26 protein-coding genes are annotated in these 26,657 nt (G+C 66.6%); 5 read left to right on the top strand and 21 right to left on the bottom strand.

Annotated features, from left to right (window positions below):
- Positions 1–257 precede the first annotated feature (257 nt).
- From ACFOPI_RS23320 to xylF, 12 genes are all read right to left on the bottom strand, one after another.
- Positions 258–617, bottom strand: coding sequence for a hypothetical protein (locus ACFOPI_RS23320; RefSeq protein ID WP_382179536.1), 360 nt, complete (start codon positions 615–617; stop codon positions 258–260).
- A 91-nt stretch (positions 618–708) separates the two neighbouring features.
- A complete protein-coding gene (locus tag ACFOPI_RS23315) occupies positions 709–1,077 on the bottom strand; it encodes a hypothetical protein (RefSeq protein WP_382179535.1) in 369 nt (122 codons plus the stop codon).
- A complete protein-coding gene (locus ACFOPI_RS23310; RefSeq protein ID WP_382179532.1) occupies positions 1,074–1,469 on the bottom strand; it encodes a roadblock/LC7 domain-containing protein in 396 nt (131 codons plus the stop codon). Before ACFOPI_RS23310 ends, ACFOPI_RS23315 begins: the two co-directional genes overlap by 4 nt.
- A 20-nt stretch (positions 1,470–1,489) precedes the next feature.
- Positions 1,490–2,020, bottom strand: coding sequence for a GTP-binding protein (locus tag ACFOPI_RS23305; protein ID WP_382179529.1), 531 nt, complete (start codon positions 2,018–2,020; stop codon positions 1,490–1,492).
- 3 nt (positions 2,021–2,023) lie between these two features.
- Positions 2,024–2,848: a hypothetical protein gene (locus ACFOPI_RS23300; protein ID WP_382179526.1), complete on the bottom strand. Its 825-nt coding sequence runs from the start codon at positions 2,846–2,848 to the stop codon at positions 2,024–2,026.
- Between the two features lie 183 nt (positions 2,849–3,031).
- Positions 3,032–4,036, bottom strand: coding sequence for a Gfo/Idh/MocA family protein (locus ACFOPI_RS23295; protein ID WP_382179524.1), 1,005 nt, complete (start codon positions 4,034–4,036; stop codon positions 3,032–3,034).
- Between the two features lie 25 nt (positions 4,037–4,061).
- Positions 4,062–5,378, bottom strand: coding sequence for a xylose isomerase (gene xylA / locus ACFOPI_RS23290; RefSeq protein ID WP_382179521.1), 1,317 nt, complete (start codon positions 5,376–5,378; stop codon positions 4,062–4,064).
- Positions 5,379–5,412: 34 nt separating this feature from the next.
- On the bottom strand, positions 5,413–6,861 hold the full coding sequence (xylB, locus tag ACFOPI_RS23285; protein WP_382179519.1) for a xylulokinase: 1,449 nt from the start codon (positions 6,859–6,861) through the stop codon (positions 5,413–5,415).
- A gap of 11 nt (positions 6,862–6,872) precedes the next feature.
- A complete protein-coding gene (locus ACFOPI_RS23280) occupies positions 6,873–8,045 on the bottom strand; it encodes an ROK family protein (protein WP_382179517.1) in 1,173 nt (390 codons plus the stop codon).
- A 25-nt stretch (positions 8,046–8,070) separates the two neighbouring features.
- Positions 8,071–8,835 (bottom strand): ATP-binding cassette domain-containing protein, encoded by a 765-nt coding sequence (locus tag ACFOPI_RS23275; RefSeq protein WP_382179514.1) that lies wholly within the window; start codon positions 8,833–8,835, stop codon positions 8,071–8,073.
- Positions 8,832–9,965, bottom strand: coding sequence for a sugar ABC transporter permease (locus ACFOPI_RS23270; protein ID WP_382179821.1), 1,134 nt, complete (start codon positions 9,963–9,965; stop codon positions 8,832–8,834). The genes ACFOPI_RS23275 and ACFOPI_RS23270 overlap by 4 nt, the downstream gene beginning before the upstream one ends.
- A gap of 159 nt (positions 9,966–10,124) precedes the next feature.
- Positions 10,125–11,144 (bottom strand): D-xylose ABC transporter substrate-binding protein, encoded by a 1,020-nt coding sequence (xylF, locus tag ACFOPI_RS23265; RefSeq protein WP_382179512.1) that lies wholly within the window; start codon positions 11,142–11,144, stop codon positions 10,125–10,127.
- A 215-nt stretch (positions 11,145–11,359) separates the two neighbouring features.
- On the opposite strand from xylF, the gene ACFOPI_RS23260 reads away from it, so the two are divergent.
- From ACFOPI_RS23260 to ACFOPI_RS23250, 3 genes are read left to right on the top strand one after another with little or no spacing between them, the layout of a single operon-like run.
- Positions 11,360–12,979: a CRTAC1 family protein gene (locus tag ACFOPI_RS23260; RefSeq protein WP_382179509.1), complete on the top strand. Its 1,620-nt coding sequence runs from the start codon at positions 11,360–11,362 to the stop codon at positions 12,977–12,979.
- On the top strand, positions 12,976–14,349 hold the full coding sequence (locus ACFOPI_RS23255; protein ID WP_382179506.1) for a vanadium-dependent haloperoxidase: 1,374 nt from the start codon (positions 12,976–12,978) through the stop codon (positions 14,347–14,349). Before ACFOPI_RS23260 ends, ACFOPI_RS23255 begins: the two co-directional genes overlap by 4 nt.
- Entirely contained in the window at positions 14,346–15,296 is a 951-nt protein-coding gene (locus ACFOPI_RS23250; RefSeq protein ID WP_382179504.1) for an aldose 1-epimerase, read from the top strand. The genes ACFOPI_RS23255 and ACFOPI_RS23250 overlap by 4 nt, the downstream gene beginning before the upstream one ends.
- A gap of 9 nt (positions 15,297–15,305) precedes the next feature.
- Here ACFOPI_RS23250 and tal read toward each other — a convergent pair whose 3' ends face one another.
- The gene (gene tal, locus ACFOPI_RS23245) at positions 15,306–16,247 is read right to left on the bottom strand and encodes a transaldolase (RefSeq protein ID WP_382179501.1); all 942 of its coding nucleotides are present in this window, start codon (positions 16,245–16,247) and stop codon (positions 15,306–15,308) included.
- Between the two features lie 62 nt (positions 16,248–16,309).
- Between tal and ACFOPI_RS23240 the strand changes: the two genes are divergently transcribed.
- Entirely contained in the window at positions 16,310–17,158 is an 849-nt protein-coding gene (locus tag ACFOPI_RS23240; RefSeq protein WP_382179500.1) for a MurR/RpiR family transcriptional regulator, read from the top strand.
- 81 nt (positions 17,159–17,239) lie between these two features.
- Here the strand turns inward: ACFOPI_RS23240 and ACFOPI_RS23235 are convergent, their stop codons facing one another.
- From ACFOPI_RS23235 to ACFOPI_RS23205, 7 genes are all read right to left on the bottom strand, one after another.
- Positions 17,240–18,250, bottom strand: a complete 1,011-nt coding sequence (locus ACFOPI_RS23235) for an ABC transporter ATP-binding protein (RefSeq protein ID WP_382179497.1) — start codon at positions 18,248–18,250, stop codon at positions 17,240–17,242.
- Entirely contained in the window at positions 18,247–19,224 is a 978-nt protein-coding gene (locus tag ACFOPI_RS23230) for an ABC transporter ATP-binding protein (RefSeq protein WP_382179495.1), read from the bottom strand. The genes ACFOPI_RS23235 and ACFOPI_RS23230 overlap by 4 nt, the downstream gene beginning before the upstream one ends.
- Entirely contained in the window at positions 19,221–20,132 is a 912-nt protein-coding gene (locus ACFOPI_RS23225) for an ABC transporter permease (protein ID WP_382179492.1), read from the bottom strand. Before ACFOPI_RS23225 ends, ACFOPI_RS23230 begins: the two co-directional genes overlap by 4 nt.
- Positions 20,133–20,254: 122 nt before the next feature.
- Positions 20,255–21,826, bottom strand: a complete 1,572-nt coding sequence (locus tag ACFOPI_RS23220; RefSeq protein ID WP_382179489.1) for an ABC transporter substrate-binding protein — start codon at positions 21,824–21,826, stop codon at positions 20,255–20,257.
- 28 nt (positions 21,827–21,854) lie between these two features.
- Positions 21,855–23,081, bottom strand: a complete 1,227-nt coding sequence (locus ACFOPI_RS23215) for a M20 aminoacylase family protein (RefSeq protein WP_382179487.1) — start codon at positions 23,079–23,081, stop codon at positions 21,855–21,857.
- Positions 23,081–24,061 (bottom strand): ABC transporter permease, encoded by a 981-nt coding sequence (locus tag ACFOPI_RS23210; protein ID WP_382179484.1) that lies wholly within the window; start codon positions 24,059–24,061, stop codon positions 23,081–23,083. Before ACFOPI_RS23210 ends, ACFOPI_RS23215 begins: the two co-directional genes overlap by 1 nt.
- 142 nt (positions 24,062–24,203) lie before the next feature.
- On the bottom strand, positions 24,204–25,004 hold the full coding sequence (locus ACFOPI_RS23205; protein ID WP_382179481.1) for a DUF3047 domain-containing protein: 801 nt from the start codon (positions 25,002–25,004) through the stop codon (positions 24,204–24,206).
- 192 nt (positions 25,005–25,196) lie between these two features.
- On the opposite strand from ACFOPI_RS23205, the gene ACFOPI_RS23200 reads away from it, so the two are divergent.
- Positions 25,197–25,532: a ComEA family DNA-binding protein gene (locus ACFOPI_RS23200; protein WP_382179478.1), complete on the top strand. Its 336-nt coding sequence runs from the start codon at positions 25,197–25,199 to the stop codon at positions 25,530–25,532.
- Positions 25,533–25,613: 81 nt separating this feature from the next.
- On the opposite strand, the gene ACFOPI_RS23195 is transcribed toward ACFOPI_RS23200, so the two are convergent.
- Positions 25,614–26,531 (bottom strand): porin, encoded by a 918-nt coding sequence (locus ACFOPI_RS23195; RefSeq protein WP_382179475.1) that lies wholly within the window; start codon positions 26,529–26,531, stop codon positions 25,614–25,616.
- Positions 26,532–26,657: the final 126 nt, after the last annotated feature.

The raw sequence follows: 26,657 nt of genomic DNA, 5'->3' as shown, positions 1-26,657 counted from the left end.
GCCTTTCGCGACCTTACCGGCCTCACACCGCGCCAGTGGCAGGACGGCATGCCACCCCGGTTCCCGACGGACTGAAGCCAACCATAGCGACCAGGTGCCCATCGGAGACTTCATCGCCAACTCGATGGATCGTGCCGTGCCACGCAGGCCCGCAATACATGACAGGCCTCGGACATGAGCATGCGCCCCCAAGAAAAAAGCCCCACGATTCTCCTCGCGGGGCTTTTCGTTTGACCGGCTGCGCGTGGCATCGGCTGTCAGAACGTCATTTCCTTGTCCACGTCCTGAACCTTGCGGCGAGCCATGGCGAGGTTGGAACGGGACTTGTCCAACACCACATAGATGAACACACCTTCTTTGCGAGAGGAGGGACGCAGGATGTGGTACTGCTTTCCGAGGGTGATCAGCATGTCTTCGATCACGTCGTTGAGGCCCAGTGCGCGCATCGTCTTGTTTTTCGCGCGAACGACTTCGGTGTTGCCCGCAGCCGCCACTTCCAGATCCACACCGGTCCCGGCGCTACCCAGCATCATGCCGCTGGTGCTGTCCACAATGGCCGCGCACATTGCACCGTCCAGGGTGAGAACTTCGTCGAGCGTTTGTTTAATGGTTGCCATTCGAATTTTCCTCGTGGTTAGCGCAGTGTTTTTCGGTTACGGCCATCCTGCTGCGCAGACTCCAAAACGGTCGTATCAAGACTGAAACTGCTCAAGCGGCCCTTAGGCCCTTTGACAACCGGGCATGCGCTTTCTTCCATCGCTCCCAGTCCACGTCCGCGTCCCTGTCTGTGATGATCACGAGAATCAGACCAGGGCCGCATTCACTGACCGTGATACGCGCAGCGCGGTGAAACAGGATGGCCACCTGCAATTCGCCCACGGGCGAGAAGACTTCCCGGTTGCGTCGGTACAGACGCCAGTAGTCGGACACGGTGGACACCACGGCATCACACAATGCCGCGTCTCCTTCGGCATGCCAGACCATGCCGCCGTCAAGTTCCACCAATGCGGCCGCCTGAAAGCCACGCTGTGCGGCCATGTCGCTGAGCGCTTCGCGCAAAGACTCGGGTCGCATCATGACTGGGCCATGCCCTTCGCAAACTGATTGGCCTGGTACATCACCTGCGCGAGCAAGCTGCTGCCGTCTGCGACAAGAATCAGCACCAACTCGACGCGCTCCAGGACGAACTGCCGTACCACGGCGAAGCCTTGGTCGGTGTTCAGGACCAGGTTGATGCAGCGGCCCAGACCCGCCTCCTGGGTGGCCACAGAGCCAATGCTGGCGATCGAACTGGCCAACGCCGCGATGCGACCGGCATCACCGTTGCCTGCCAGCGACGAGGCCACCGGGAACCCGTCCACGGTGGCCAACACCACCGCCTGTACGCCCATGCCCGCCTCCAGAATTTCCTGCGCCCTGCGGTTGGCGAGGTTGATGGAGAGAGCGCTCAAGAGTTCTTCGGGATTCATCTAAAACAAGGCCTTCAACTTCACAACATATCGGCTTCGAGCTGCGACAGCAGGACATCGATGAGCAGCACCACATCCCCGCGCTGGCGCACATCCACGGGCAGCACGGGAAAAAGATATCCGCGCAGTTCCAGCGCGGCGGCCACGTCCTCGACACCGGGTAAGGGATGCGTCTCCGTGCGTCCCACACCCACCACGCAGGGCATGGTTTTCAGCTCATCACCAAACCCATCGAGATACACCGACAGATCGGCCAGCGGCTGGGGCCGGGAGTTGTCCAGAAGGATGATCAGGCCCAGTGCGCGCTTGGCGATCACGGACCACACGAATCGGAAGCGCTCCTGACCGGGTGTACCGAACAAACGAATGCGGTCGCCGTTGTCCAGTGTCAGCACGCCGTAGTCGAAACCGACGGTCGTCAGCTCCTTGTCGACAGACCGGTCATTGTTCGTGACATCCGTGACGATGGGCGGCACTTCGCTGACTGCAGCGATGGCGGTCGTCTTACCGGCCCCCATGGTGCCGGTGATGATGATTTTGTGTTCCTTCATGACTCAGAGAATTCCGAACCGCTTGCGGATGCTGGCGATGAGCGAACTCCCGAGGCCGCGTGTCCTTGGGGGAGTGGCAGGCGCAGAGGAGCTGTCCTGCTCCTCTGCCGCGTAGGGCGACGTCATGGTGACCGCCGCGGCTGCATCAGGTACCGCAGACTTCGCAGCCACGGATACCGGTTTCGACTCGAGCAGCTGTTCCTTGAACAGGGTCCGCACAAAGATCGAACACTTGTCTGCAGGCACACGGGACAACGACGCCAGATCTTTGAGGCTCAGGTGCTTTCGGGACAACAGGGTGGCGATCCGAATCCTGTTCACATCGCCCAACAGCAACTCCGGCGGCGGCCAGCGCTTGAGCTTGAACAGGCAATCTCCCGCGATGAACGGGTCCATAGCATCCCCGGCTTCGATGCCCAGCAAAGACGACACCTTCCCGTGCAGACGGCTTGCGCGCCACCCGCCGCCCGCGCCTTGCGACTGTTGTTGACCAGCGGTCGAAGCGAACTGATCGTGGCCACCGTGCAATATGCCGACCTCGATGGAGTTGAGCCAGTGCACCAGCAGGTCGGACCGGATAGGGCGAGGCATCACCCCCTCGGCATCGTCATTAAGTCGCCCAAGAACTTTGACCGCGGTCCCGCTGCCCCGCAGGGTCTGATATGAGAGAGGGTCGCAGCCGGCATCCACCAGCAGCGCATCAAAAGGCGAGGAAGTCGCCAAGGTCCAGATGAACGACGGATCGACTTTGTGTAGGCGAAACAGTGTCTGAACCAGTGACTCTTCTGCGGCGGAGAGACCGACCAGACCTAGCTTGAGTGAATCCATGAGAAAACGACATGCCTCGTCGGCGACATGCGGCTGTCGCGCGAGACGACGCGGTACTAGGTACTGTATCGACGCCTTCTCAGGAAACTGATGGATTTTCAGCAACGAGGACTGGAAAGTCCCACGTCACGTGACAAAGTTCACTCGGCTTTTGGCTAGCCCCACCAACTGTCACACCTGTCGTTACTCAACCGACTTCCAGCCTCCGCTGCGCTCGGACTGCCACAGCGCATCGATCACGCGGGCCTGTGCGACCGCGTCACCGAGCCCGGACGCGTCGGGCGGTGTGCCGGCACGCACCCGGCGCGAAAACGCCTCCACCTCCAGCCGGTACTGCTCGGCCGCAGGCAGGGTCTCGACCGTCACGCCGCTGCCGTCCAGCGCCCCGCCCTCGTCCAGCGCCAGCCGCATCTGGCCGCCGCGCGCCGCGTTGAAGGGGATGAACAGTTCGATGCGGCCGGTGGTGCCGACCACCTGCACCCGCTGGAACGGCACACTCTGGGTGGACACGGTGAAGCTCACCTGCCGCCCGCCACCGAAGTCCAGCAGGGCGCTGGTCAGCCGGTCGACGCCCATCGCCGGGTCGCGGTCGACCAGCGAGACCACGCGCAGCGGCTCGGCCTCGAACAGGTAGCGCCCCGCCAGCACCGCGTAGCAGCCGATGTCGTACAGCGCGCCGCCGCCGATGGCCGCCTGGTTGCGGATGTTGGCGCCGTCGTCGTTGAAGTAGGAGAAGAACACCTGCACGGCGCGCGGTGTGCCGATGCGACCAGTGCGCACCAGTTCGCGGGCGCGCTGCCACTGCGGGTGGTGCCGCACCATGAAGGCTTCTTCGATGTGCACCCGGGTGGCCGCGGCCTGCACGGTCAGCGCCTCGTCCGCGCTGAGGGCGAACGGCTTCTCGCACAGCACGTGCTTGCCGGCCGCGGCCGCCTGCAGGGTCAGCGGCACATGCAGGTGGTTGGGCAGCGGGTTGTAGATGGCCTCGATGGCCGGGTCGGCCAGCAGGTCCTCATAGCTGCCGTAGGCCTGCTGGATGCCCAGCTGGCCCGCTGCCGCCTGCGCGGACGGCAGGCTGCGCGATGCGATCGCACGCAGCTCGACCAGCGGGCTGGCGAGCATCTCCGGAATCACCTTCTCGATGCCGATCTTGGCCGTGCTCAGCACGCCCCACACCACTGGTTTCATGCGCGCTCCCGGTTCAGTTCAATGCTCAGATGTAGCGGTTGAGCAGGTTCTCCAGCAGCTCCTGGCGCCCGGAGACTGGCCGCGTGTCCTGGTTGCGCTCCAGCGCCCGCTCGGCCACCTGGTCCAGGCCCAGGCGACCGGCCATCAGGTCCTGGCCGAAGGGCGTGTTCCAGCCGGCGTAGCGCGCTTCCACATGGCGCGCCAGCTGGCCGTCGGTGATCATCTGCTCTGCGATCAGCAGCGCGCGCGCCGAGACGTCCATGCCGCCGATGTGGCCGTGGAACATGTCCTCGGCGTCGATGGACTGGCGACGCACCTTGGCGTCGAAGTTCAGGCCGCCGGTGGTGAAGCCGCCGCCCTGCAGGATGAGGTAGAGCGCCAGCGCGGTCTCGGGAATGTTGTTGGGGAACTGGTCGGTGTCCCAGCCGCACTGCATGTCGCCGCGGTTCATGTCGATGGAGCCGAAGATGCCCAGATCGATGGCGGTGGCGATCTCGTGCTCGAAGCTGTGGCCCGAGAGCGTGGCGTGGTTGGCCTCGATGTTGACCTTGATCTCCTTCTCCAGCCCGTGGCGCTGCAGGAAACCGTAGACCGTGGCGGTGTCAAAGTCGTACTGGTGCTTGGACGGCTCACGCGGCTTGGGTTCGATGAGGATGGTGCCCTTGAAGCCGATCTTGTGCTTGTAGTCCACCACCATGTTCAGGAAGCGGCCCATCTGGTCCAGCTCCTGCCCGACGCGGGTGTTGAGCAGGGTCTCGTAGCCCTCGCGCCCGCCCCACAGCACGTAGTTCTCGCCGCCCAGTTTCAGGGTGGCGTCCATCGCCTCCTTCACCTGCAGCGCGGCCAGCGCGAAGATTTCGGGGTCGGGGTTGGTGGACGCGCCCGACATGAAGCGGCGGTGGCTGAACAGGTTGGCCGTGCCCCAGAGCAGCTTCATGCCGGTCTGCGCCTGCTTGGCCTGCAGCACCTCGACCATCTCGTGCAGGTGGTTCACGCTCTCGCGCGGCGTGCTGCCCTCGGGCGCCACGTCGCGGTCGTGGAAGCAGTAGTAGGGCGCGCCCAGGCGCGAGAAGAAATCGAACGCGGCGTCGGCCTTCATGCGGGCCGCAGCCATCGGGTCGGCGACGCGCTGCCAGGGGCGCTCGAAGGTGCCGTCGTAGCCGAAGGGGTCGAAGCCGTTCCAGCAGAAGCTGTGCCAGTAGCAAACGGCAAAGCGCAGGTGGTCCTCCATGCGCTTGCCCAGCACCAGGCGGTCCTTGTCGTACCACTTGAAGGACAACGGGTTGGTGGACTCTGGGCCTTCGTAGGCGATGGCGGGAATGTCGGAGAAATAGGTGCTCATGGGTGTCTCGGGTGAAGTCGTTCGGTGAAGGTGATCAGGGCCTGCGGTACAGGCTGCGGAACAGTTCGTGGCGCGGTGCGAGCAGCGCGCGCTCGGCAGGGTCGGGGCAGTAGACGGTGTCGACAGGGGGCGGCAGGCAGACCGAGGCCATCGGCGCGCCCACGCTGAGCGCGCCCAGGCGGGCCGCCCCCAGCGCGCCGCCGACGGCCGAGCCGCCGTGGGTGACGATCTCGACATCGAGTGCGCTGGCCAGCATCTGCGCCCAGAAGGGGCTGCGCGCACCGCCGCCCACCAGGGACAGGCGCGAGACGCTGCTGCCTGCGGCGTGCAGCGCGGCCAGACCATCCAGCAGGCCGAAGCTCACGCCCTCCATCACCGCGTAGCCCAGGCGCGCGGCGTCGGTGTCGAAGTCCAGACCGTGGAAGCTGCCGCGCACATTGGCGTCGTTGTGCGGCGTGCGCTCGCCGCTCAGGTAGGGCAGGAACAGCGGGGATGCGGTGCGGTCCTGTGGACTCAGGGAGGTGGCACGCGTGGCCACCTCACCCGCGTTTGCAGCGCCCAGCAGGTCAGACACCCACTGCAGCGCGCTGGCGGCCGAGAGCATCACGCTCATCTGGTGCCAGCGGCCCGGCACCGCATGGCAGAAGGCGTGGGTGGCGCTGGCCGCATTGGGCTGGTAGTCGGGCGTGACCACGAACAGCACGCCGCTGGTGCCCAGCGACAGGAAGCCCTGGCCCGCCTCGACCGCGCCCATGCCCACGGCGCTGGCGGCGTTGTCGCCCGCACCACCGGCCACCACCGTGCCCGGCCGCAGACCCAGCGCCTGGGCCACGTCGGCCTTGAGCTGGCCGCTGGCCTCGCTGCCCTCAACCAGGCGCGGCATGTGGGCGCGCGAAAGACCGGTCAGCGCCAGCAGCTCGTCGGACCAGTCGCGCCGCCGCACGTCGAGCCAGAGCGTGCCGCTGGCGTCGGACAGGTCGCTCACGTGTTCGCCGGTCAGCATCAGGCGCACATGGTCCTTGGGCAGCAGCACCTTGGCCACGCGCTGAAAGATCTCGGGTTCGTGGCGCGCGACCCAGCGCAACTTGGGCGCGGTGAAGCCGGGCATGGCCAGGCTGCCGCCGAGCTCGCTGAGCGCGGGCAGCTCGGCCATCATCTCGCTGCACTCGGCAGCGCAACGCGTGTCGTTCCAGAGGATGGCTGGGCGCAGCACGCGGTCCTGCGCGTCCAGCAGCACCGCGCCGTGCATCTGGCCCGACAGGCCGATGGCCTCGGTGGCCGCGTATTCGGCCGGGTGCGCGGCGCGCAGCGCGGCCAGAGCGGCCAGGGTGGCGGCCCACCAGTCGGCCGGGTTCTGCTCGCTGTGGCCGGGGTGGGGCCGCGAGACGCTGAGCGCCGAGCCGGCCGAACCGATGACGCGCTGCTCAGGGCCGAGCAGCAGGGCCTTCACCTCGGAGGTGCCGATGTCGATGCCGATGTACATGGGGTGGGGTGTCAGTGGACGAGGGGTTGTGCGGCGGGCTCGGGCGCAGGGGCAGCGTCCGGCAGTTGGTTGACGACGGGGGCGTGCATGGGCCGCAGTTCGTGGTGCAGCACCAGGGCGGCCGCGCCCACGGCCGAAGCCAGCAGGCCGTAGCGCGCCGGGCGCACCGGCGGCGGCGGCACACCTGCGCTGGTGGCGTAGGCGTCGAGCGTGTCGCGCGCGGTGCGCACGATGCCCGGGTGCTGCTCGCAGGACGAGCCGCCCACCACCAGGGCGCCCGGGTTGAAGGTGGTCCAGAGGTTCTGCAACACCACGCCGAGGTACACGCCGCCGCGCGCCGGGTCGGGCAGCTGGCCCAGTGCGCGCGCGCCGAAGAAGGTCTCGGCGCAGCCCCGACGGCCGCAGGAACAGGCCGGACCGTCGATCTGCAGGATGCTGTGGCCGATTTCGCCGGCCATGCCCTGCAAGCCGGTAAACAGGCGGTCGTTGAGCACAATGCCGGCGCCCACGCCGACGCCGCAGGTGACAAAGATGAGCGAATCCATGGCGTCGCCATCGCTGAACTCGTATTCGCTGAGTGCTGCGGTGTCGGCCTCGTTCTGCACGTGCACCGCCACCGGCGGGCAGCCCGCCTCGGCCAAGGCCCGCGTGATCAGCGGCAGGAAAGCCACATTGCGCCAGCCCAGGTTGGGCGCGAAGCGCACGGTGCCGCTGGCCTCGTCGAACGCACCCGGCAGGCCGATGCCCACGCCCGACACCAGCACCGGGCGGGCGGCCAGTTCGGCGTGTGCGCGCACCACCAGCTGCGCCGCCTGGCGACACACGGCCCCTGGATCGCGGTCCGTCAGCGGTTCTTCGGCCGACCACAGCACCTCACCGGTGAGCGACACGCCCACCACCCGCAGCGACTCGACCGCGATTTCCACGCCAATCATGGCGCGGCGGCTGCCGTCGAGCCGCAGCGGCGTCGACGGCCGGCCCAGGCCCTGCGCGGTGGCCAGACCAGTCTCGGTGACCCAGCCTTCGTCGATCAGCTCGCGCACCAGCAGGCTGACCGTCGATTTGGTCAGGCCGCTCTCCTGCGCGAGCTGGGCCCGCGAGAGGCCGCTGCGCCGCCGCAGCAGCCGCAACAGCACGCTGCGGTTGATGCGTTTGACAAGTTGCTGGTCGCCGGTGGTTTTCATGCGGTGTGGTGGAACGCGCCAGGCCTCAGAGGCTGTGGGTCTGCGCCTTTCCTTCAGGTTGTTTGCCCGCGATGATCATGCCCAACACCTCGTCCTCGGTGACGTCGGGGGTGCGGTAGGCGCCCACCAGGCGGCCGTTCTTCATCACCGCCAGGCGGTCGCTCAGGCCGAACACGTCGGGCATGTCGTGGGTGATCAGGAAGATGCCCACGCCCTCGGCCTTGAGCTGTCGCACCAGGTTGCCGACCATTGCCGTCTCTTCCGGACCCAGCGCTGCGGTGGGCTCGTCCATGATCAGGATGCGGGCGTTGAAGTAGATGGCGCGCGAGATCGCCACCACCTGGCGCTGACCGCCCGAGAGGCGGCGCACCGGCGTGCGCACGTTCCTGAAGTTCTTGTTCAGACGGTGGAACACCTTGCGCGCCTCGGCGTCCATGCGGTGGTCGTCCAGCGTGTTCCAGCGCGTGAGCAACTCGCGGCCCAGGAACAGGTTGGCCACCGCGTCGAGGTTGTCGGCCAGCGCGAGGGTCTGGTAGATCGATTCGATGCCGCAGCGCTGGGCGTCGACCGGGGTGCGGATGTGGGCCTTCTCGCCGTTGATCCGAACCTCGCCGCTGTCGATGGGGTAGGCCCCGGCCAGCATCTTCATCAGCGTGGACTTGCCGGCACCGTTGTGGCCCAGCAGGGCCACGACCTCGCCAGGGTAGAGATTGATCGACACGTCGTCGACCGCACGCACGCCGCCGAAGGACTTGCCGATCTGGCGCATTTCCACCAGCGGGGCGCTCATGACAGATCTCCGGTGATGCGGCGATAGACCACGTCGAACACCACCGCGGCGATCAGCACCTGGCCGATGATCACGTAGCGAAGGCCGATCGAGATGTCCAGCAGCAGCAGGCCGCTGTCGATGCTCTGCATGATCAGCGCGCCCAGCACCGAGCCGAGGATGGAGCCGCTGCCGCCGGCCAGCGCCGTGCCGCCGATGACGGCCGCAGCGATCACGTACAGCTCCATGCCGGTACCCAGCGAGTTGGTGCCGGCGTTCAGCCGCGCGATGGAGACCATGGCGGCGATGGTGATCAGCACACCCATCAGGGCGAACAGCATCAGCGTGACCCGGCGCACCGGGATGCCGACCAGGGCCGCGGCCTCGGGGTTGCCGCCCATGGCGAACACGTAGCGACCGAAACGCGTGCGATGCACGATGAAGGACAGCACCAGCGCGACGGCACCCCAGATCAGCACGGGGATCGGCACGCCCTGCGGCGCGTCCTTGCTCGGGATCTGATAAGCGTTCATGGTGGCGACGAAACCCACCACGATCAGCGCCGGCACGGCCGCGACCAGCGCGTCCAGCCACAGCGGCGGGTTGGGCACGTCGTAGGCGGCCTTGGCGCGTCGGCGCAGCACGGTCTGCAGCACCAGCGCTGCCACCAGCACGGCGGCCAGCACCCAGCTGGCCTGCACGCCAATGGCGCCGTCGAAGCCACCGCCCAGTCGCTGGAAGAAAGCGTCGTTGACCGGCTGTGTCTTGCCGTCGGCCACCAGGAAGGCCGCGCCTCGGAAGGACATCAGCCCGCCCAGCGTGACCACGAAGGACGGCACGCCGAGCATGGCCGTCAGCGCGCCCTGATAGAGCGACACCGCAATCGCCACCGCCAGTCCGGCCAGCGAGGCCTCGACCCAGTGCCAGCCGGCGGTGTACATCAGCGTCGCGATCAGCACGCCGACAAAGCCCATCACCGAGCCCACCGAGAGGTCGATATGGCGCGCAACGATCACCAGCACCACGACCGTGGCGACGATGCCGACCACCGCCGTCTGCTGGGCGATGTTGTAGAGGTTCTCGGGCGAGAGGAACAGGCCGCCCGAGAGGATGTTGAACACGATGGCGGTGGCCACCAGGACCGCCCCCATCAACACCAGCCGCCAGTCGATGGCCAGTTGCCTGAGGACATTGGGAACAGGACTCACAGACGCACTCCGCCAGAAAAAAGGACCGCGGGCTGAACCCAGCCCGCGGTCCGAGGGCCTCCATCCATCAGGAGAAAAACGAACTCAGATTCAGGCGTCGCGTCATTTGCAGGCGGCCGGGCCCTTGGCGGCGTCCACGCCCTTGCACAGGTCTTCCTTCTTGATCCAGCCAGCCTTGACCACCAGGTCCAGGTTCTTGGCCGTGATGGGCACCGGCTTGAGGAATTGCGCCTGCAACGACACCTTCTTCTCGCCGCCGGCCCAGGTCGTGGCACCCGCCACCTTCTGGCCCTTGGCCAGGGACACGGCGGCGGTGGCCGCGTCGCGGCCCAAGTCGCGCGCGTCCTTCCACACCGACACCGTCTGCGAGCCCATGGCCACGCGGTTCAGCGCGGCGTGGTCGCCGTCCTGGCCCGAGACCGGAATGCCCTTGATGCCCTTGGCCGTCAGTGCCGCCACCACACCACCAGCCGTGCCGTCGTTGGACGCCACCACGGCGTCGATCTTGCCGCCGGTCTTGGTGATGATCTGCTCCATGTTCTTCTGCGCCACTTCCGGCTTCCAGCCGTCGGTGTACTCCTCGCCCACGATCTTGATGTCGCCCTTCTTGATCGACGCTTCCAGCACCTCCTGCTGGCCACCGCGCAGGAAGTTGGCGTTGGGGTCGGTGGGCGAGCCCTTGATCATCACGTAGTTGCCCTTGGGCTGGGCTTCCAGCACGGCGCGGGCCTGCATGCGGCCGACCTCGACGTTGTCGAAGGTGATGTAGAAGACACCGGGCGCCTCGATCAGGCGGTCGTAGGCGACCACAGGGATCTTCTGCTGGCTGGCCTTGTTGACGGCGGGCAGGATGGCGTCCTTGTCCATGGCCAGGATGATCAGCACCTTGGCGCCCTTGGCGATCAGCGAGTCCACGTCGGAGAGCTGCTTCTCGGGCGAACCGCCGGCGTCGGCGCTGATGTAGCTGGCGCCGAGCTTGGCCAGCTGGTCCTTGATGGCCTTCTCGTCGGTCTTCCAGCGCTCTTCCTGGAAGTTGGACCAGCTCACCCCCACCACCTGGGCGAACGCGCCAGCGCTGGCCAGACCGAGCGCCAAAGCGGTCAACGTTGTCTTCAGTTTCATCCTTGTCTCCAGTGAACGGCCTGCTTGCGGGCCGCGGTTATTGAACGGATTGGTTGGACACATCGTGCGCTGGCCCCTCGCCGGCAGCCATTTAGTACGAACGACAAACTAATTATTCGATGCCGCCACGGCGCTTCCCATTGGGACAAACCCGACATAGTTTGATCAGTGAACTTAATAAGATCGGCAGCGACTTTCCCCCGAAAAGGCCCGCCGTGTCCCCGTCGATTCCGTCGCTGCCCGCCCTGTGTGCGGCCCTGTTCCTGGTGTTGCCCGGCGCCCTGCGGGCGCAGGCCGCCAGCCCGGCGGTGCCGCGCTTCGTCGAAGAGACCGAAAGCGCCGGCCTGTTCAGCCGCTTCGAGGGCGAGGACGAGTACATGGTGGGCGGCGGCGTCGCCAGCTTCGACTGCGACGACGACGGACTGCCCGAGCTGTATGTCACCGCGGGTGTCGGCAAGGCACGGCTCTACCGCAACCGCAGCGCGCGCGGCGGGGCGCTGAAGCTGCAGGAATTCCGCTCGGGCTTGGAGACCACCAATGCCATTGGCGCCTACCCGCTGGACATCGACGGTGACCGCCTCACCGACCTGGTGGTGCTGCGCGTGGGCGAGGTGCAGGTGTACCGGGGCCAGGGCCAGTGCCGCTTCGAGCGCGCCAACGAGGCCTGGAACCTGCACACCGGCAACGGCTGGCACACCGCCTTCTCGGCCACCTGGGAGGCCGGGCAGACCTGGCCCACGCTGGCGATCGGCACCTACGTCGACCGCGCCAAGCCCGACTTCCCGTGGGGAAGCTGCACGCCCACGCTGTTCATCCGCCCGAAGGCGGGCGGCGGTGGATTCGGCCCCGTGCAGCCGCTGACGCCGGGCCACTGCGCACTGTCGATGCTGTTCTCCGACTGGAACCGCTCGGGCAGCGCCGCACTGCGCGTGAGCAACGACCGCGAGTACTACAAGGGCGGCGAGGAGCAGCTCTGGCGCATCCCCGCCGCTGCCGAGCCGGTGCGCTTCGGCACGGCCGACGGCTGGAAGCCGCTGCAGATCTGGGGCATGGGCATTGCCAGCCACGACATCACCGGCGACGGCCTCCCCGAGCTCTACCTCACCAGCATGTCCGACAACAAGCTCCAGACGCTGGAAGCCGGCGCGACCCAGCCGCGCTACATGGACATCGCGTTCAAGCGCGGCGCCACCGCGCACCGGCCCTACGTGGGTGGCGACGTGCGGCCCTCGACCGCCTGGCACGCGCAGTTCGCGGACCTCAACAACGACGGCCGCGCCGACCTGTTCGTGGTCAAGGGCAACGTCTCTTCCATGCCCGACTTCGCCGCACTGGACCCGAACAACCTGCTGCTGCAGACCGCCGACGGCCAGTTCGTCGAGGCCGGCCACACCGCGGGACTGGCGAGCGTGCTGCGCGGCCGCGGCGGCATGGTGGCCGATTTCAACGCCGACGGTCTGCTGGACGTGGTGGTGGTCAACCGCGGCGACCGGGCGCAGCTCTGGCGCCAGCTGCCCGCGAGCGCCACGCCACCCGCCCACTGGCTGCAGCTGCGGCTGCAGCAGGAGGGCGGCAACCGCGACGCCATCGGCGCCTGGGTCGAGGTGCGGCCGGGCGCGGACGAAGGCGCGCCCGTGCTGCGCCAGGAGCTGACCGTGGGCGGCGGCCACGCCAGCGGCCACCTGGGCTGGATGCATTTCGGCCTCGGCGGCGGCGAGCGCGCCCAGGTGCGCGTGCAATGGCCACAGGGTGGCTGGAGCGCCTGGCAGCCGGTGGAGGCCGACCGCTTCTACAACCTCACCCCCTCGGGGCTGAGCCCCTGGAGAGCACCATGATCCGCCGCCCCCTGTCGCGCGGGCTGCTGTGCCTGGCCGCGCTGTGCGCCGGGCTTCCTGCCGCCCAGGCCCAGTCGCCCGCCTCGGTTCCTACCGCCGCAACGCCATCGGCCGACGCCTACAGCGCCGAGGTCGCCACCGAGTGGTTCGCCCTGGCCCTGCTGCTGACCCAGCAGACCCCGGGCATGAGTCCGCCGGTGGCTTCGCGCGCGCTGGCCTACCTGAGCCTGGCGCTGTACGAGTCGGTGGTGCCCGGCCTGCCGGGGCAGCGCAGCCTGGCCGGCCAGCTCAACGAGCTGCAGTCGCTGCCCTGGGCGCAGCCGGACGAGGCGCTGCACTGGCCGACCGTGGCGCACACGGCGATGGCCAGCATGACGCGCATGATGTTTCCGCACGCCAGTGCCGAGAACAAGAACCGCATCGACCTGCTCGAACGCAGCCTGCCGCAGAAGCTCGCGCGCGACTTCGACCCGCAGCGGGTGAACGCCGAGGTGCGCACGCGCTCGGAGACCTTCGGCAAGCTGATGGCCATGGCGCTGATGACCTGGGCCCGCACCGACGGCGGCCACGAGGCCTGGGGCCCGCTGCGCCGCCACCAGGCCAACTACGTGCCGCCCAGCGGCGCCGGCCAGTGGTCGCCCACACCGCCAGCCTACGCCGCCGCGCTGCTGCCCTGGTGGGGCACGGTGCGGCCGTTCGCGCTGCCATCCGCCGACGCCTGCCAGGCCCCGCCGCCACCCGCCTATTCCGAAGAGGCCGGCTCGGCATTCCAGCGCGAGACCGCCGAGGTCCACCGCATCAGCCAGGCCGCCACGCAGGAGCAGCGGCAGGTCTCGCTGTACTGGGCCGACGACCCGCTGAAAACACCCACGCCTGCGGGTCACTGGTCCTTCATCGCCACCGACCAGCTGCGCACCGGCAAGGCCAGCCTGGCGCGCGCGGCCCGGGTGTATGCGCGCCTGCACCTGGCCATGGCCGACGCCTTCATCGCCACCTGGAAGACCAAGTACACGGTCAACCTGCTGCGGCCGGTGACGGCGGTGCAGCTGACCATCGACAGCCAGTGGGTGCCCACGCTGATGCACACGCCGCCGTTTCCCGAATACCCCTCGGGCCACTCGGTGCTGTCGTCGGCGGCCGCCGGCGTGCTGGAACAGGAGTTCGGTGCGGGCACCCGCTTCACCGACAACACCCACAACGACCGCGGCTGGGGCCCGCGCAGCTTCGCCAGCTTCCGGGCCGCAGCCGACGAGGCTGCGATCTCCCGCATGTACGCCGGCATCCACTTCCGAAGCGGTATCGAAGGTGGCAAGGCCCAGGGCCGTTGTGTCGCCGAGCGCGTGATCGGTCTGGCGATGGGCGCACGATGACCGCCGACACCACGACCGCCTTCATCACCCGCTGCGGCGCGCACACCGTGCACTGGCTCGACGACGGGCGCCAGCGCCTGGGCCTGGTGCCCGGCTTCGGCGGCAGTGCCGCCGCCTGGCTGCTGCACCCGCAGGCCGGTGCGGCCCCACGCCAGCCCGAGGTGCCGTTCCACCTCTGGCGCCCCTGGTTCGGCGACCCGGATCCGTTCAGCGTGGCCTCGCTGCCCCTGGTGCCCTGGTCGAACCGCATCAGCGGCGGCGGCTTCGAGCAGGACGGTGTGTTCCATCCGCTGGCGCCCAACCGCGCCGGGGAGGCCTGCCCCATCCACGGTGAAGGCTGGCTGCGGGCCTGGGACGTGGTCACCCACGACGAGCGGCAGATCGAGTTGCGGCTGGCCTCGCGCCGCTTCATGGGCAGCCCCTACGACTACATCGCCACGCAGCGCTACCAGCTGTTGCCCGACGGCATCGAACAGACCCTGTCGGTGACCCATCGGGGCGAGAGCTCCCTGCCCTATGGCCTCGGGCAGCACCCTTGGCTGCTGCGCACGCCGGGCACCCGGGTGCAGGCACGGGTCAGCGGCGTCTGGCTCAGCCACCCCGACCGCCTGCCCCTCGCCCACGCGGCCGTGCCACCGGACTGGGACCTGAGCGCCGGCATCGAGGCCCACGGGTCGCTGATCGACAACGCCTTCACCGGCTGGGACGGCACGGCCCGCATCGAATGGCCGGAAAGCGGCTGGGCCCTGACCGTGGAGGACACCACGCCGACTGGGGACGGCTGCCTGCTGCTGTTCCGGCCGGAGCACGGTCCCAGCTTCTGCTTGGAACCGGTCAGCCACCCGATCGACGCGGTCCACCTGCCGGGCCGACCGGGACTGCGCCACCTTGCGCAGGGCCAGTCGATGACCCAGCGCCTGCGGTGGCGGTTCCACCGCATCGGCTGATCCGGGCGCTCAGCGCATCATCGCTTCGAGCTTGATTGTGTCGGCCACGAAGGCGCGAATGCCTTCGGCCAGCTTTTCGGTCGCCATCGCGTCCTCATTCAGCGCGAAGCGGAAAGCCGCTTCGTCGTACTGCACGAACGGGATGTCCATGGCCTGGGCGGCCTGGGCGTCCAGGGCCTTGGCGAGCGGCGCCTCGCTGGCCTGCAGCTGGGCCAGCAGGTCGGGGCTGATGGTCAGCAGGTCGCAACCGGCCAGCGCCGTGATCTGGCCCACGTTGCGGAAGCTCGCGCCCATCACCTCGGTGGCGATGCCGTGCTTCTTGTAGAAGTTGTAGATGGCGCGCACCGACTGCACGCCCGGATCGTTGGCACCGGCCATGGCGGCCTCGTCCCATTTCGCGCCGGCCTGCTTCTTGTACCAGTCGTAGATGCGGCCGACGAAGGGCGAGATCAGCTGCACCTTGGCCTGGCCGCAGGCCACCGCCTGGCAGAACGAGAACAGCAGCGTCAGATTGGTGTGGATGCCATCGCGCTCCAGCCGCGCCGCGGCCTGGATGCCCTCCCAGGTCGAGGCGATCTTGATCAGGATGCGGTCCACGTGCACGCCCTCGCCCTGGTAGAGGTCAATGATGCGACGCGCGCGCGTCACGGTGGCTTCGGTGTCGAAGCTCAGGCGCGCGTCGACCTCGGTCGAGACGCGGCCGGGCACATGCTTGAGGATTTCGATGCCGAAGCGCACCAGCAGCCGGTTCATCACCTCGTCGACACCGTGCTGCCCGTACTTGGCCACGGTTTCCTGCAGCAGGTGCGCGTACTCGGGCTTCTGCACCGCCTTGAGGATCAGCGACGGGTTGGTCGTCGCGTCGCGCGGCGAGTAGGCGGCGATCTGGTTGAAATCGCCGGTGTCGGCGACCACGGTGGTGAGCTGCTTGAGGGCATCGAGCTGGTTCATCGGTCTCTCTCTCAGGGTTGTCGAGGTTTCACAGAAAGATGTAACTGGGTTACCATTTTCGCATGCTTGACCGAATCAGAGCCTCCATGCCCTCACTGGCGCCCGCGGAACAGCGCGTGGGCAAACTCGTGCTGCTCGACCCGCGCAGCTTCGCCAGCCTGCCGGTTTCCGAGCTGGCCGACCGTGCCCATGTGAGCAAGCCGACCGTGGTGCGCTTCTGCCGCAGCATGGGCTACGACGGCCTGTCCGATTTCAAGCTCAAGCTGGCCGGCACCGTGAGCGAAGGCGTGCCCTTCATCCATCGCAGCGTCGACGTGGACGACAAGGTCAGCGACGTGCTGGTCAAGGTGATTGATAACACGGTCGCGGCCTTTCTCAAATACCGCAACGACGCCTCGACGCACTCCATCGAGAAAGCCGTCGAAGCGCTGCTGACCACCTACAAGAACAAGGGCCGCATCGAGTTCTACGGTGCGGGCAACTCGGGCATCGTGGCGCAGGACGCGCAGCACAAGTTCTTCCGTCTGGGCATCAACGCCATCGCCTACAGCGACGGCCACATGCAGGTGATGAGCGCCTCGCTGCTGGGCCCGGGCGACTGCCTGGTGATCGTCTCCAACTCGGGCCGCACGCGCGACCTGATGGACGCGGCCGACATCGCGCGCAAACACGGAGCCACCGTCATCACCGTCACCGCCAGTGGCTCACCCCTGGCCACCGCCGGCCACATCCACTTGGCGGCCGATCACCCCGAGGGCTACGACCGCTACAGCCCCATGACCTCGCGTCTGATGCACCTGATGGTGATCGACGTGGTGGCGACCTGCCTGGCGCTGCGCATCGGCGGCAACAAGCTGCAGCCGCTGCTCAAGGAAATGAAAAACAACCTGAGAAGTAAACGCTACGCGTGACCGTGCGCGCTGCGCGGGCTTCCTCCTTTATTTCGCTGCGGGGAGCGCCCCTCGTCCGGGCCAACGCCCACCCGCCTTCGATCAGATCCGGCCTTCTTCCACCGCGTGGCAGGCCACACGGGTGCCACCGACATCCAGCAGCACCGGCCGCTCAACCCGGCAGCGCTCGTTCGCATGCGGACAGCGCGGATTGAACGCACACCCGGCCGGCGGGTCCAGCGGGTTCGGCACCTCGCCTTGCACCGGCGTGCGGGCCTTGCCGGTGTCGTGGATCTTCGGGATCGCGTCCAGCAACATGCGCGTGTACGGGTGTCGCGGACTGTCGAACAGCGTGTGCTTGTGCGCCAGCTCCACCAGGCGCCCGAGGTACATCACCCCCACCTGGTCGCTCACATGCCGCACCACCGCCAGGTTGTGGCTGATGAACAGGTAGGTCAGGCCCTGCCGCCGTTGCAGGTCCTTCATGATGTTGAGCACCTGCGCCTGCACGCTCACGTCCAGTGCCGAAGTCGGCTCGTCGCAGACCAGGAACTCCGGGTGCGTGGCCAGGGCCCGCGCGATCGAAATGCGCTGGCGCTGGCCGCCAGAAAACTGGTGCGGGAACCTCGCCGCGTCCAGCGGCGACAGCCCCACCGACTGCAACAGTTCGCCGACGCGCTCGCGCAGCTCGCCGGCCCCCGACAGAAGACCGTGTTCGACAAGCGGTTCGGCCACGATGTCTTGCACGCGCCAGCGCGGGTTCAGGCTCGCGTACGGGTCCTGGAAAATCATCTGGATGCGGCGGCGCAGCTGACGCCCCTGCGGCGTCCTGAACGCCGCGTGCGCGTCCTGCCCGTCGAACTGGAAGCCGCCGCGCGTGGGTTCGTACAGCCCCACCAGCAGTCGCGCCACCGTGCTCTTGCCGCAACCCGATTCGCCCACCAGCGCCAGCGTCTGCCCACGCTGGATGTCGAAGCTCACGCCGTCCACCGCACGCAGCAGCTGGCGCGGACGCCGCTCCAGCACACGGTTGAGCCAGGGCGCCGAGACGTCGAAGGTCTTGGCCAGGTCGGTGGCGCGCACCAGCGGCTGCGCCGAGGCATCGGCGCTCACGACGAAGCTCCTGTGGCATCGGCGTGCAGCCAGCACGCCGCCCGGGTCGACGCGGCCGGCATCAGGTCGGGCCGCTGCGCGTGGCAGCGGTCGAACGCGCGGTCGCAGCGCGGGTGGAAGGCACAGCCCGCCGGAATGGCGTTCAGCCGTGGCATGGCGCCGTCGATCTGGTGCAGGCGCTCGCGGTCCTGGGTCATGTCGGGAATGCAGGCCATCAGGCCCGCGGTGTAGGGGTGGGCAGGTCGGTGGATCACGTCGTGCACCGGCCCGATCTCGGCGACGCGGCCTGCGTACATCACGGCCACGCGGTCGCAGGTCTCGGCGATCACGCCCATGTCGTGCGTGATCAGCATCACCGCCGCGCCGCGCTCGCGGCAGATGGTCTTGAGCAGGGTGATGATCTGCGCCTGGATCGACACGTCCAGCGCGGTGGTCGGTTCGTCGGCCACGATGAGCTTGGGCTCGGCGGCCAGCGCGAGCGCGATCACCACCCGCTGGCGCATGCCGCCACTGAACTGGTGCGGGTGGTGGTCGATGCGCTGCTCGGCCGCGGGGATGCCGGTGTCGCGCAGCAGCTGGATCGCCCGCTCGCGCGCCTCGGCCTGGCTCACCGGCAGGTGGGTGCGGATGGTTTCGGTGAGCTGGCGACCCACGGTGTACAGCGGGTTCAGCGAGGTGAGCGGGTCCTGGAAGATCGCGCCGATCTGCCGCCCGCGCACCTTGCGCAGTTCGGCGAAGGGCAGGTTGTCGATGCGGCGCCCCTCCAGCAACACCTCGCCGCCCGCGATGCGTCCCGGCGGCTCCAGCAGGCCGATGATGGACGCCCCCGTGAGCGACTTGCCCGCACCCGACTCGCCCACCACGCCCAGGATCTCGCCGGGCGCGATGTCGAACGACACATCGTCCAGCGCGCGCAGCGTGCCGCGGCGGCCCGGGAACTCGACGACCAGGTTCTTGACTTGCAGCAGGCTCATCGCAGTTTGGGGTTGAGGGCGTCGCGCAGCCAGTCGCCCAGCAGGTTCACCGAGAGTGCGATCAGCACCAGCATGGCGCCGGGGAACACGGTGATCCACCACTCGCCCGAGAACAGGTAGTCGTTGCCAACCCGGATCAGCGTGCCAAGCGAGGGCGCGGTGATGGGTGCGCCGACGCCGAGGAAGGACAGCGTGGCTTCGATAATGATGGCGGTGGCGACCTGGATGGTGGCCAGCACCAGCACCGGCCCCATCACGTTGGGCAGCACATGGCGGCGCATGATGCGCAGCGGCGGCACGCCGGTCACGCGGGCGGCCTGCACATACTCCTTGTTGCGCTCGACGAGAGTAGAGCCGCGCACCGTGCGGGCGTACTGCACCCAGCCCGTCAGCGTGATGGCCAGCACCAGCACACCGAACGCGAGCTCGTCCTGCGAGTTGGGAAACAGCGCCCGACCCACACCCGCGATCAGCAGCGCCACAAGGATCGGCGGGAACGAGAGCATCACATCGCACAGGCGCATGAGGAAGGCGTCCACCCAGCCCCCCAGGAAACCGGCCAGCAGCCCCAGCACCACCCCGATCAGCACCGACAGCACGACCGAGGTCAGGCCCACCGCCAGCGAAATGCGCGCGCCGTACATGAGGGCCGAGAGGATGTCGCGCCCCTGGTCCTCCGTGCCCAGCAGGAAGGCGGGATTGCCGCCCTCCATCCAGGCTGGCGGTAGGCGCGCATTGCTCAGTTCCAGCGTGGCCAGGTCGAACGGGTTGTGCGGCGCCACCCAGGGCGCGAACACCGCACAGAACACGCAGACGAACGCGATCAGCGCCGCCACCATGGCGGTGGGCGAGGCACGGAAACTGTGGCCGACATCGCTGTCGAGCCAGCGTCGTACAAGCGCAATCAATGGATGGGTCTCAAAAAAAGCGAGCGAAGGGCAGTTCAGGCGAGGCCTGCGCGGAACCGGCTCCGCCGGGCCGCTGCTGGCGCCCCCTTGAGGGGGTGACGCCGCAGGCGGCGCGGGGGTGTTTATTTCACCGACATGAAGCGGAACGGCATGAAGTTGTCCGCCAGCTGCACCAGCTGCACGTTGCTGGCCACGCCCCAGGCCAGGGCCTGCTGGTGCAGCGGCAGATGCCCGACATCGTCGGCGTGCAGCTTGAAGGCTTCCTTGATCATCGCGTCGCGCTTGGGCTTGTCGGTCTCCGATTGGATCTTGTTGGTCAGCTCGTCGACCTTCGGATTGCAGTACGCACCCAGGTTGAACTGGCCGCTGCCCTTCTCGTCCACACAGCGCATCAGCGCGTTCAGCGCGTTGTGCGAGTCGTAGGTGCCCGGCGTCCAGCCCAGCAGGTAGAAGCTGGTGTCGCGCTTGAGGATCTTGGGGAAGTAGGTGCCCTTGGTCTCGGCCTGCAGGTTGATCTTGACCCCGATCTTCGCGAGGTTCGCGGCCACCGCCTGGCAGATGTCGCCGTCGTTCACGTAGCGGTCGTTCGGACAGTTCATGGCCACCTCGAACCCGGTGGGGTAACCGGCATCGGCCAGCAGCTTCTTGGCGGCCTCGGGGTCGTAGGGCAGACGGGTGTTCATCGCGGCGTCAAAGCCGTTGATGCCGGGGCCGACCATCAGCGCCGTGGGCTTGGATGCACCGCGCATCACCACCCGCTGGATGGTGTTGATGTCGATGGCCTGGTAGAAGGCCTGGCGCACGCGCTTGTCCTTGAACGGGTTCTTGCCCTTGACGTTCGAATACAGCAGCTCGTCGCGCTTCTGGTCCATGCCCAGGAAGATGGTGCGCAGCTCCGGCCCTTGCAGCACCTTGGACTTGCCGCTGGCGTTGATGCGCGCCACGTCCTGCAGCGGCACCGGTTCGATCACGTCCACCTGGCCCGACAGCAGGGCCGCCACACGCGTGGCGTCGTTGCCGATCGGCGTGTACTCCACGTTCACCACGTTGCCTTCGATCTTGCCCCAGTAGCTGCCGTTGCGAACGAAGCTGGTCTTGACGTTGGGCTGGCGCTCGCGCAGGCGGAAAGGACCGGTGCCGTTGGAGCGGAAGGAGGCCGCGTTCTCGATGCCCTTGCGACGATCCACCGGCCGGGTGGCCTGGTTCTCCTCGGCCCACTGCTTGTTCATGATGTAAACCAGCGCCAGCAGGTCGGGCAGGATGGGGAACGGCGCCTTGGTCTCGATCTCGACGGTGAAGTCGCCCACCTTGCGCACTTCCTTGAAGTCGTTGGTGTAGCTCTTCATGTCGGAGCCTTCGCCGGCCGCGCGGGCAAAGGAGAACAGCACGTCGTCGGCCGTGAACGGCTTGCCGTCGTGGAATTTCACGCCCTTGCGCAGTTCGAAGCGCCACACGGTTGGCGAGGTCTGCTTCCAGCTGGTCGCCAGCGCCGGCACGAGCTTGAGATCCTTGTCGCGGGCCACGAGGCCTTCATAGACGTTGCCCGTCACGCTCAGCTGCAGGGACTCATTGAGCGAGTGCGGGTCCATCGACAAGGCGTCGCCCTGGTTGCCAATGCGCACCGTCTGCGCCATCGCCGTGCCCGCGACGGCGGCCAGAGCGATGGAGGCGATCAGCGAATGCTTGAAATTCATGGTTTCTCCTGGTCGGTTGGATGAAAGCTCAGGGGGTGTCGTCGGACAGGGGCATGCCCTGTTCGATCAGGCCGGCGTGCAGGGCCGCACCCAGCGGCAGCACCTCGTCGTTGAAATCGTAGCGGCTGTTGTGCAGGAAGCAGCTGCCCTCACCGCCCTGCCCCAGCCGCAGGTAGGCGCCGGGTTTGACCTGCAGCATGAAGGAAAAATCTTCGGCGCCCATGCTGGGGTCCATTTCCGAGTCGACATGCTCGTCGCCCACCAGATCGCGCGCCACGCGGGTGGCGAACCGGGCCTCGTCGGGCGTGTTGATCGTGGCGGGATAGATGCGCTCGTATCGCACGTGCGCCGAGGCGCCCAGACCCAGCGCTACGCCGGAGCACACCTCGTTCAACCGCCGCTCGACCAGCGACTGGATCTCGGGGCTGAAGGTGCGGACCGTACCGACCATCGTGGCCTTGCCAGGCAACACGCTGAAGGCCCCTGGATCGCCCGCCTGCATCGAGCACAGGCTGATGACCGCGTTGTCGATGGCCCGCACGTTGCGCGAGACGATGCTCTGCACCGCCGTGATGATGTGGGCCGAGACCAGCACCGGGTCCACCGTGAGGTAGGGGTGCGCACCGTGTCCCCCCTTGCCGGTGACTTCGATGGTGATGCGGTCAGCCGCAGCCATCATCGGCCCGGGGTTCACACCCACGGTACCGGGCCGCATCTGCGGCCAGTTGTGCATGGCGTAGACCGACTGCACCGGAAAGCGCTCGAACAGCCCGTCCTCGATCATGGCTTTGGCGCCTGCAAAGCCTTCTTCGCCCGGCTGGAAGATCAGGACCGCCGTGCCGTCGAAGCGCCGCGTCTCGGCCAGGTAGCGGGCCGCACCGATCAGCATGGCGGTGTGCCCGTCGTGTCCGCAGCCGTGCATCAGACCCGCCCGGGTCGATTTCCAGGCGAAGTCGTTGAGCTCGGTCATCGGCAGCGCGTCCATGTCGGCGCGCAGTCCGATCATCCGACCGCTGTCCCGGCGGCGTCCGTGAATCAGCGCCACCACGCCGGTCTTGCCGATCTGTGTGTGGATCTCATCCACACCACAGACCTTCAGGGATTCGACCACCCGCCGGGCGGTGTAGTGCTCCTCGAAACCGAGTTCCGGGTGGGCGTGCAGCTCGCGGCGCAGCGCCGTCAGTTCAGGGTGCAGGGCCGCGATGTGGGCGAACGCGCGGCCATGGGCGCGGATGCGGGAGGTGTGAGGCATCATCAGTGGGCTCCGGCCCTTTCAATGCGCAAACGGGGATCGACCGCAAAATAGAGCAGATCGACCACCAGGTTGATCACGACAAAGATCAATGCGATCAGACAGAGATAGGCGGCCATCACCGGAACGTCGGCGAAGGTCACGGCCTGGATGAACAGCAGGCCCATGCCAGGCCACTGGAACACCGTCTCGGTGATGATGGCAAAAGCAATCAGCCCCCCGAGCTGCAGGCCGGTGATGGTCATCACGGGCACCAGCGTGTTCTTCAACGCGTGGCCGAAGTGCACCGCCCGGTTGGTCAGCCCACGAGCGCGGGCGAACTTGATGTAGTCGGTGCGCAGCACCTCCAGCATCTCTGCCCGGACCAGGCGCATGATCAGCGTGAGCTGAAAGATCGCCAGCGTCAGCGCCGGCAAGACAATGTGGTGCCACCCCTTGGCGGTAAGCAGCCCGCTGCTCCACCATCCCAGTTGGACCACATCGCCACGACCAAAGCTCGGAAACCAGCCCAGGTTCACAGCGAACACCAGGATCAGCAAGATGCCGATCAGGAACGTTGGCAGGGACACCCCCAGCAGAGAGACGGTCATGAACAGCTGACTCACAAAGGTGCCACGCTTCAGGGCCGCATACACCCCCATCGGGATGCCCAGCAGCAAGGCGAGCACAGCGGCCACCATCGCCAGTTCAACCGTGGCAGGCAGGCGCTCGGCGATCAGGCGCGAGACCTTGGCCCCCTGGCGCAAGCTGATGCCGAATTCACCCTGCACCGCGTTGACCAGAAAGTGCCAGAACTGCACCACCACGGGCTGGTCCAGCCCGAGATCGGTGCGAAGGTTCCTGATCTGCTCCGGTGTGGCGTCCTGCCCCAGCAGAAACACCACTGGGTCGCCAACGTACTGAAACAGCATGAAGGCGATGAGCGCCACGCTGACCATGACGAGCACAGCCTGGGCCATGCGTCGTAAGACAAATGCAAACATGAAGAACGATCTGAGACGCGTGGCTGGACACTGGCCGCACCCATAGAGAGCAGCCGCAGAACGTACAAAGACTTTGCAACAACTGTTCCAGCCACCCAAGCGTGCTAACCCTAGGGAGCACCTAGGCAAGATGCCACAAGACTCATCGAACGGTGAGAGTCATGCTGCCGTACCAGGCGCGCAAGCTGGACTGGGTATTGTCGGTGTCGGTCATGATTGCCACCGCACGCAGGGGTCCGGGTTCCTCACCGAATGCCCGGACGAAATCCTCGCGGATGTTCCTCTGATAGTCCCGCCAGCGTCCCACCTGCTGCGCACCGCTCTCCACCACCACCTTGCGGATGCGGTCGGTTCGTGCGTTGACGATGACTGTCTCTGGGGCATCGTGGTTCGCCCAGACGTACATCAGCGTGGCATAGGGCAACTCTTCCCCTGTGAGCAGACGACTCATTTCGGACATGCGATGGTTGCGCCCCGTCCACTTGCTTCGGTCGCCGTCGAACGACAGCAGAATCCGCACAGGCGCATCGTCCTTCCCCGCCTCACCCAGACGGGCATCGTCGGGAAGACCGTCGACCTTCCACGAGAAAGCAATCCGGTCGACGTCTGGAAGAGCTTTGTCGAACCGCTTGCGCAGAATGCTGACCGATCCATCGGCGCTCACCGACAGTGCCGCACGCGCAGATTGCCCGGCCAACTCAAAATCTGCGAAGCGCTTCCCGGGCAGAAGAAAGGGTTGCCAGGCATCTCCGCCTGGTGGAGTTTTCAGCAGTTCATCGACGGCCGTGCGCCACTGCGCCTGCTGATACGAGCCCTCACCACGGCTCGGTGATGCGAGTGAAGCCTGACTCTGCTCTCCAAACTGAGGTGCATGTGCCGCGCAGGCGACGAGCAGCGAGACCACCACAGCGCCCGGCAATGCCCTGATCAAACGGTTTTTCATTGCGCCGCGCATCCATACCCCACGAACTTTGTTTCTGCGACAAAAAGTAACCGCACTCCAGTCTATCGCCTCTGGCCCGTGCGTACCCCGCTCTGGGGAAGTCAAAAATCAGGGTATTCGATACATTTTTCGCCGTGGGCTCACCCAAGCGCCCACGCTCAACACAGCCCGTTCATTTTCAAGGAGGAACCCATGTACAAAAAGCTGTTGTCTCTGTTCATCGCCGCGTTCGCGGCCACGTCATTTGCAGCCGTGGATGTCAACACCGCCAATCCGGCCGATCTGGACAGCATCAAGGGCATCGGCCCTGGCACCTCGACCAAAATCCTTGAAGTCCGCCAGAACGGCAAGTTCAAGGACTGGGCAGACCTGATCGAACGCATGCCCGGCATTGGCGAGAAGCGGGCAGCCAAGTTGTCTGCAGAAGGTCTGACGGTGAACGGCGAAGCCTTCAAACCTGTCGTTAGCGCCAAGTCACCCACCGACAAAACCGCCAAGCCCAGTGCGGCATCTGCCCCCAAACAGTAAACAACAAGCACAAAAAAAAGCCACTTGGCGCTGCCAAGTGGCTTTTTCACTTTCAGACTCAAGCGGCCGAAGCCGCCGTCATCAGAAGGTGTGCTTCAGGCCAAAGCCGTAACGGGTGTCGGGACCGGTGTTCTTCGTGTCCAGGAAGCCGCCGTAAACGGTGGTGCGCTTGGACAGCGAGTAAGCAACGCCCAGACCCAGGCCGGACAGGCGCTCGGCACCGTCGGTCTTGGAGGAGGCATAACCAGCGGACAGCACCAGATTGGCGCCCAGCGGCACGTCGGCGCCGAAGGTCAGGTCGGTAGTCTTGACGCTACCGGCCTTCACGTTGCCGTAGCCAGCCAGCAGCTTGGCAGCGCCCAAGTCGTAGGAACCGTTCACGCGGGTGAACTTGGTATCGCCAGTGGCGGTCTTGTCCACTTGGTAAGCAACGCCAGCGTACACCGGGCCACCTTCGTACTTGACGTGGAAAGCGTTGGACTGGTTGCCCGAACCTTCCTTCAGGTTGGTGCTGAAAGCACCGCTCACGCCGCCCATGGCCGGCGAAGCGTAGTAGATGCCGTTGGACGGGTTGGCAGCGTAGCCGGAGCTGGCCCAGACATTGGTCGGGGACAGAACAGAGTCGAACACCGGGTTGGTAGCGCCAGAGATGTCGTCATAGGCGGTCCAAATGCGGCCCAGCTTGAACTCACCGAAACCACCCGACAGGCCAACGTAGGCCTGACGGTTGAACGAAGCGCCTTCCTGACCTTGCATGCCGGTGTCGATCTTGAAGCCGTGCTCCAGCAGGAAGTTGGCCTTCAGGCCACCGCCCAGATCTTCCGTGCCCTTGAAGCCCAGACGGCTGCCGCTCACACCACCCGAGGTCAAAGCAGCGGACACGCCTTTGTCCTTGTGCAGCACAGCGTCAGCAACGCCGTAGACGCTGACGGAGGATTGGGCTTGGGCCACGCCGGCCACCGAACCCAGAACAGCAAGAGCAATCAGAGATTTCTTCATATCAACATCCTTTAATGCTGGGCTTTGCAGCCCGGTTGAGAAACTGACACTTCATGGTAGCGCGAGCCTTCTCCCACTTCGAGGGAAAACCCGTAAAAAGATAGCAAGCTGTGGGATTTTGGCGAC

Source organism: Hydrogenophaga luteola (assembly GCF_042648585.1).
GTDB lineage: Bacteria > Pseudomonadota > Gammaproteobacteria > Burkholderiales > Burkholderiaceae_C > Hydrogenophaga > Hydrogenophaga luteola.
Note: the sequence above shows the minus strand (reverse complement) of the source record. Positions and strands in the feature narration are given on the sequence as shown.

Excerpts from the sequence above, each read along its gene's own strand:
- ACFOPI_RS23320 (WP_382179536.1), bottom strand. The coding sequence starts at position 617 with ATGGCAACCATTAAACAAACGCTCGACGAAGTTCTCACCCTGGACGGT.
- ACFOPI_RS23205 (WP_382179481.1), bottom strand. The coding sequence starts at position 25,004 with ATGAAAAACCGTTTGATCAGGGCATTGCCGGGCGCTGTGGTGGTCTCG.
- ACFOPI_RS23200 (WP_382179478.1), top strand. The coding sequence starts at position 25,197 with ATGTACAAAAAGCTGTTGTCTCTGTTCATCGCCGCGTTCGCGGCCACG.
- ACFOPI_RS23295 (WP_382179524.1), bottom strand. The coding sequence starts at position 4,036 with ATGAAACCAGTGGTGTGGGGCGTGCTGAGCACGGCCAAGATCGGCATC.
- ACFOPI_RS23240 (WP_382179500.1), top strand. The coding sequence starts at position 16,310 with ATGCTTGACCGAATCAGAGCCTCCATGCCCTCACTGGCGCCCGCGGAA.
- ACFOPI_RS23280 (WP_382179517.1), bottom strand. The coding sequence starts at position 8,045 with ATGAAAACCACCGGCGACCAGCAACTTGTCAAACGCATCAACCGCAGC.
- ACFOPI_RS23215 (WP_382179487.1), bottom strand. The coding sequence starts at position 23,081 with ATGATGCCTCACACCTCCCGCATCCGCGCCCATGGCCGCGCGTTCGCC.
- ACFOPI_RS23275 (WP_382179514.1), bottom strand. The coding sequence starts at position 8,835 with ATGAGCGCCCCGCTGGTGGAAATGCGCCAGATCGGCAAGTCCTTCGGC.
- ACFOPI_RS23230 (WP_382179495.1), bottom strand. The coding sequence starts at position 19,224 with ATGAGCCTGCTGCAAGTCAAGAACCTGGTCGTCGAGTTCCCGGGCCGC.
- ACFOPI_RS23270 (WP_382179821.1), bottom strand. The coding sequence starts at position 9,965 with ATGGGGGCGGTCCTGGTGGCCACCGCCATCGTGTTCAACATCCTCTCG.
- ACFOPI_RS23210 (WP_382179484.1), bottom strand. The coding sequence starts at position 24,061 with ATGTTTGCATTTGTCTTACGACGCATGGCCCAGGCTGTGCTCGTCATG.
- ACFOPI_RS23300 (WP_382179526.1), bottom strand. The coding sequence starts at position 2,848 with ATGGATTCACTCAAGCTAGGTCTGGTCGGTCTCTCCGCCGCAGAAGAG.
- ACFOPI_RS23310 (WP_382179532.1), bottom strand. The coding sequence starts at position 1,469 with ATGAATCCCGAAGAACTCTTGAGCGCTCTCTCCATCAACCTCGCCAAC.
- ACFOPI_RS23305 (WP_382179529.1), bottom strand. The coding sequence starts at position 2,020 with ATGAAGGAACACAAAATCATCATCACCGGCACCATGGGGGCCGGTAAG.
- ACFOPI_RS23195 (WP_382179475.1), bottom strand. The coding sequence starts at position 26,531 with ATGAAGAAATCTCTGATTGCTCTTGCTGTTCTGGGTTCGGTGGCCGGC.
- xylA (WP_382179521.1), bottom strand. The coding sequence starts at position 5,378 with ATGAGCACCTATTTCTCCGACATTCCCGCCATCGCCTACGAAGGCCCA.
- ACFOPI_RS23315 (WP_382179535.1), bottom strand. The coding sequence starts at position 1,077 with ATGATGCGACCCGAGTCTTTGCGCGAAGCGCTCAGCGACATGGCCGCA.
- xylB (WP_382179519.1), bottom strand. The coding sequence starts at position 6,861 with ATGTACATCGGCATCGACATCGGCACCTCCGAGGTGAAGGCCCTGCTG.
- ACFOPI_RS23255 (WP_382179506.1), top strand. The coding sequence starts at position 12,976 with ATGATCCGCCGCCCCCTGTCGCGCGGGCTGCTGTGCCTGGCCGCGCTG.
- ACFOPI_RS23250 (WP_382179504.1), top strand. The coding sequence starts at position 14,346 with ATGACCGCCGACACCACGACCGCCTTCATCACCCGCTGCGGCGCGCAC.
- ACFOPI_RS23220 (WP_382179489.1), bottom strand. The coding sequence starts at position 21,826 with ATGAATTTCAAGCATTCGCTGATCGCCTCCATCGCTCTGGCCGCCGTC.
- xylF (WP_382179512.1), bottom strand. The coding sequence starts at position 11,144 with ATGAAACTGAAGACAACGTTGACCGCTTTGGCGCTCGGTCTGGCCAGC.
- tal (WP_382179501.1), bottom strand. The coding sequence starts at position 16,247 with ATGAACCAGCTCGATGCCCTCAAGCAGCTCACCACCGTGGTCGCCGAC.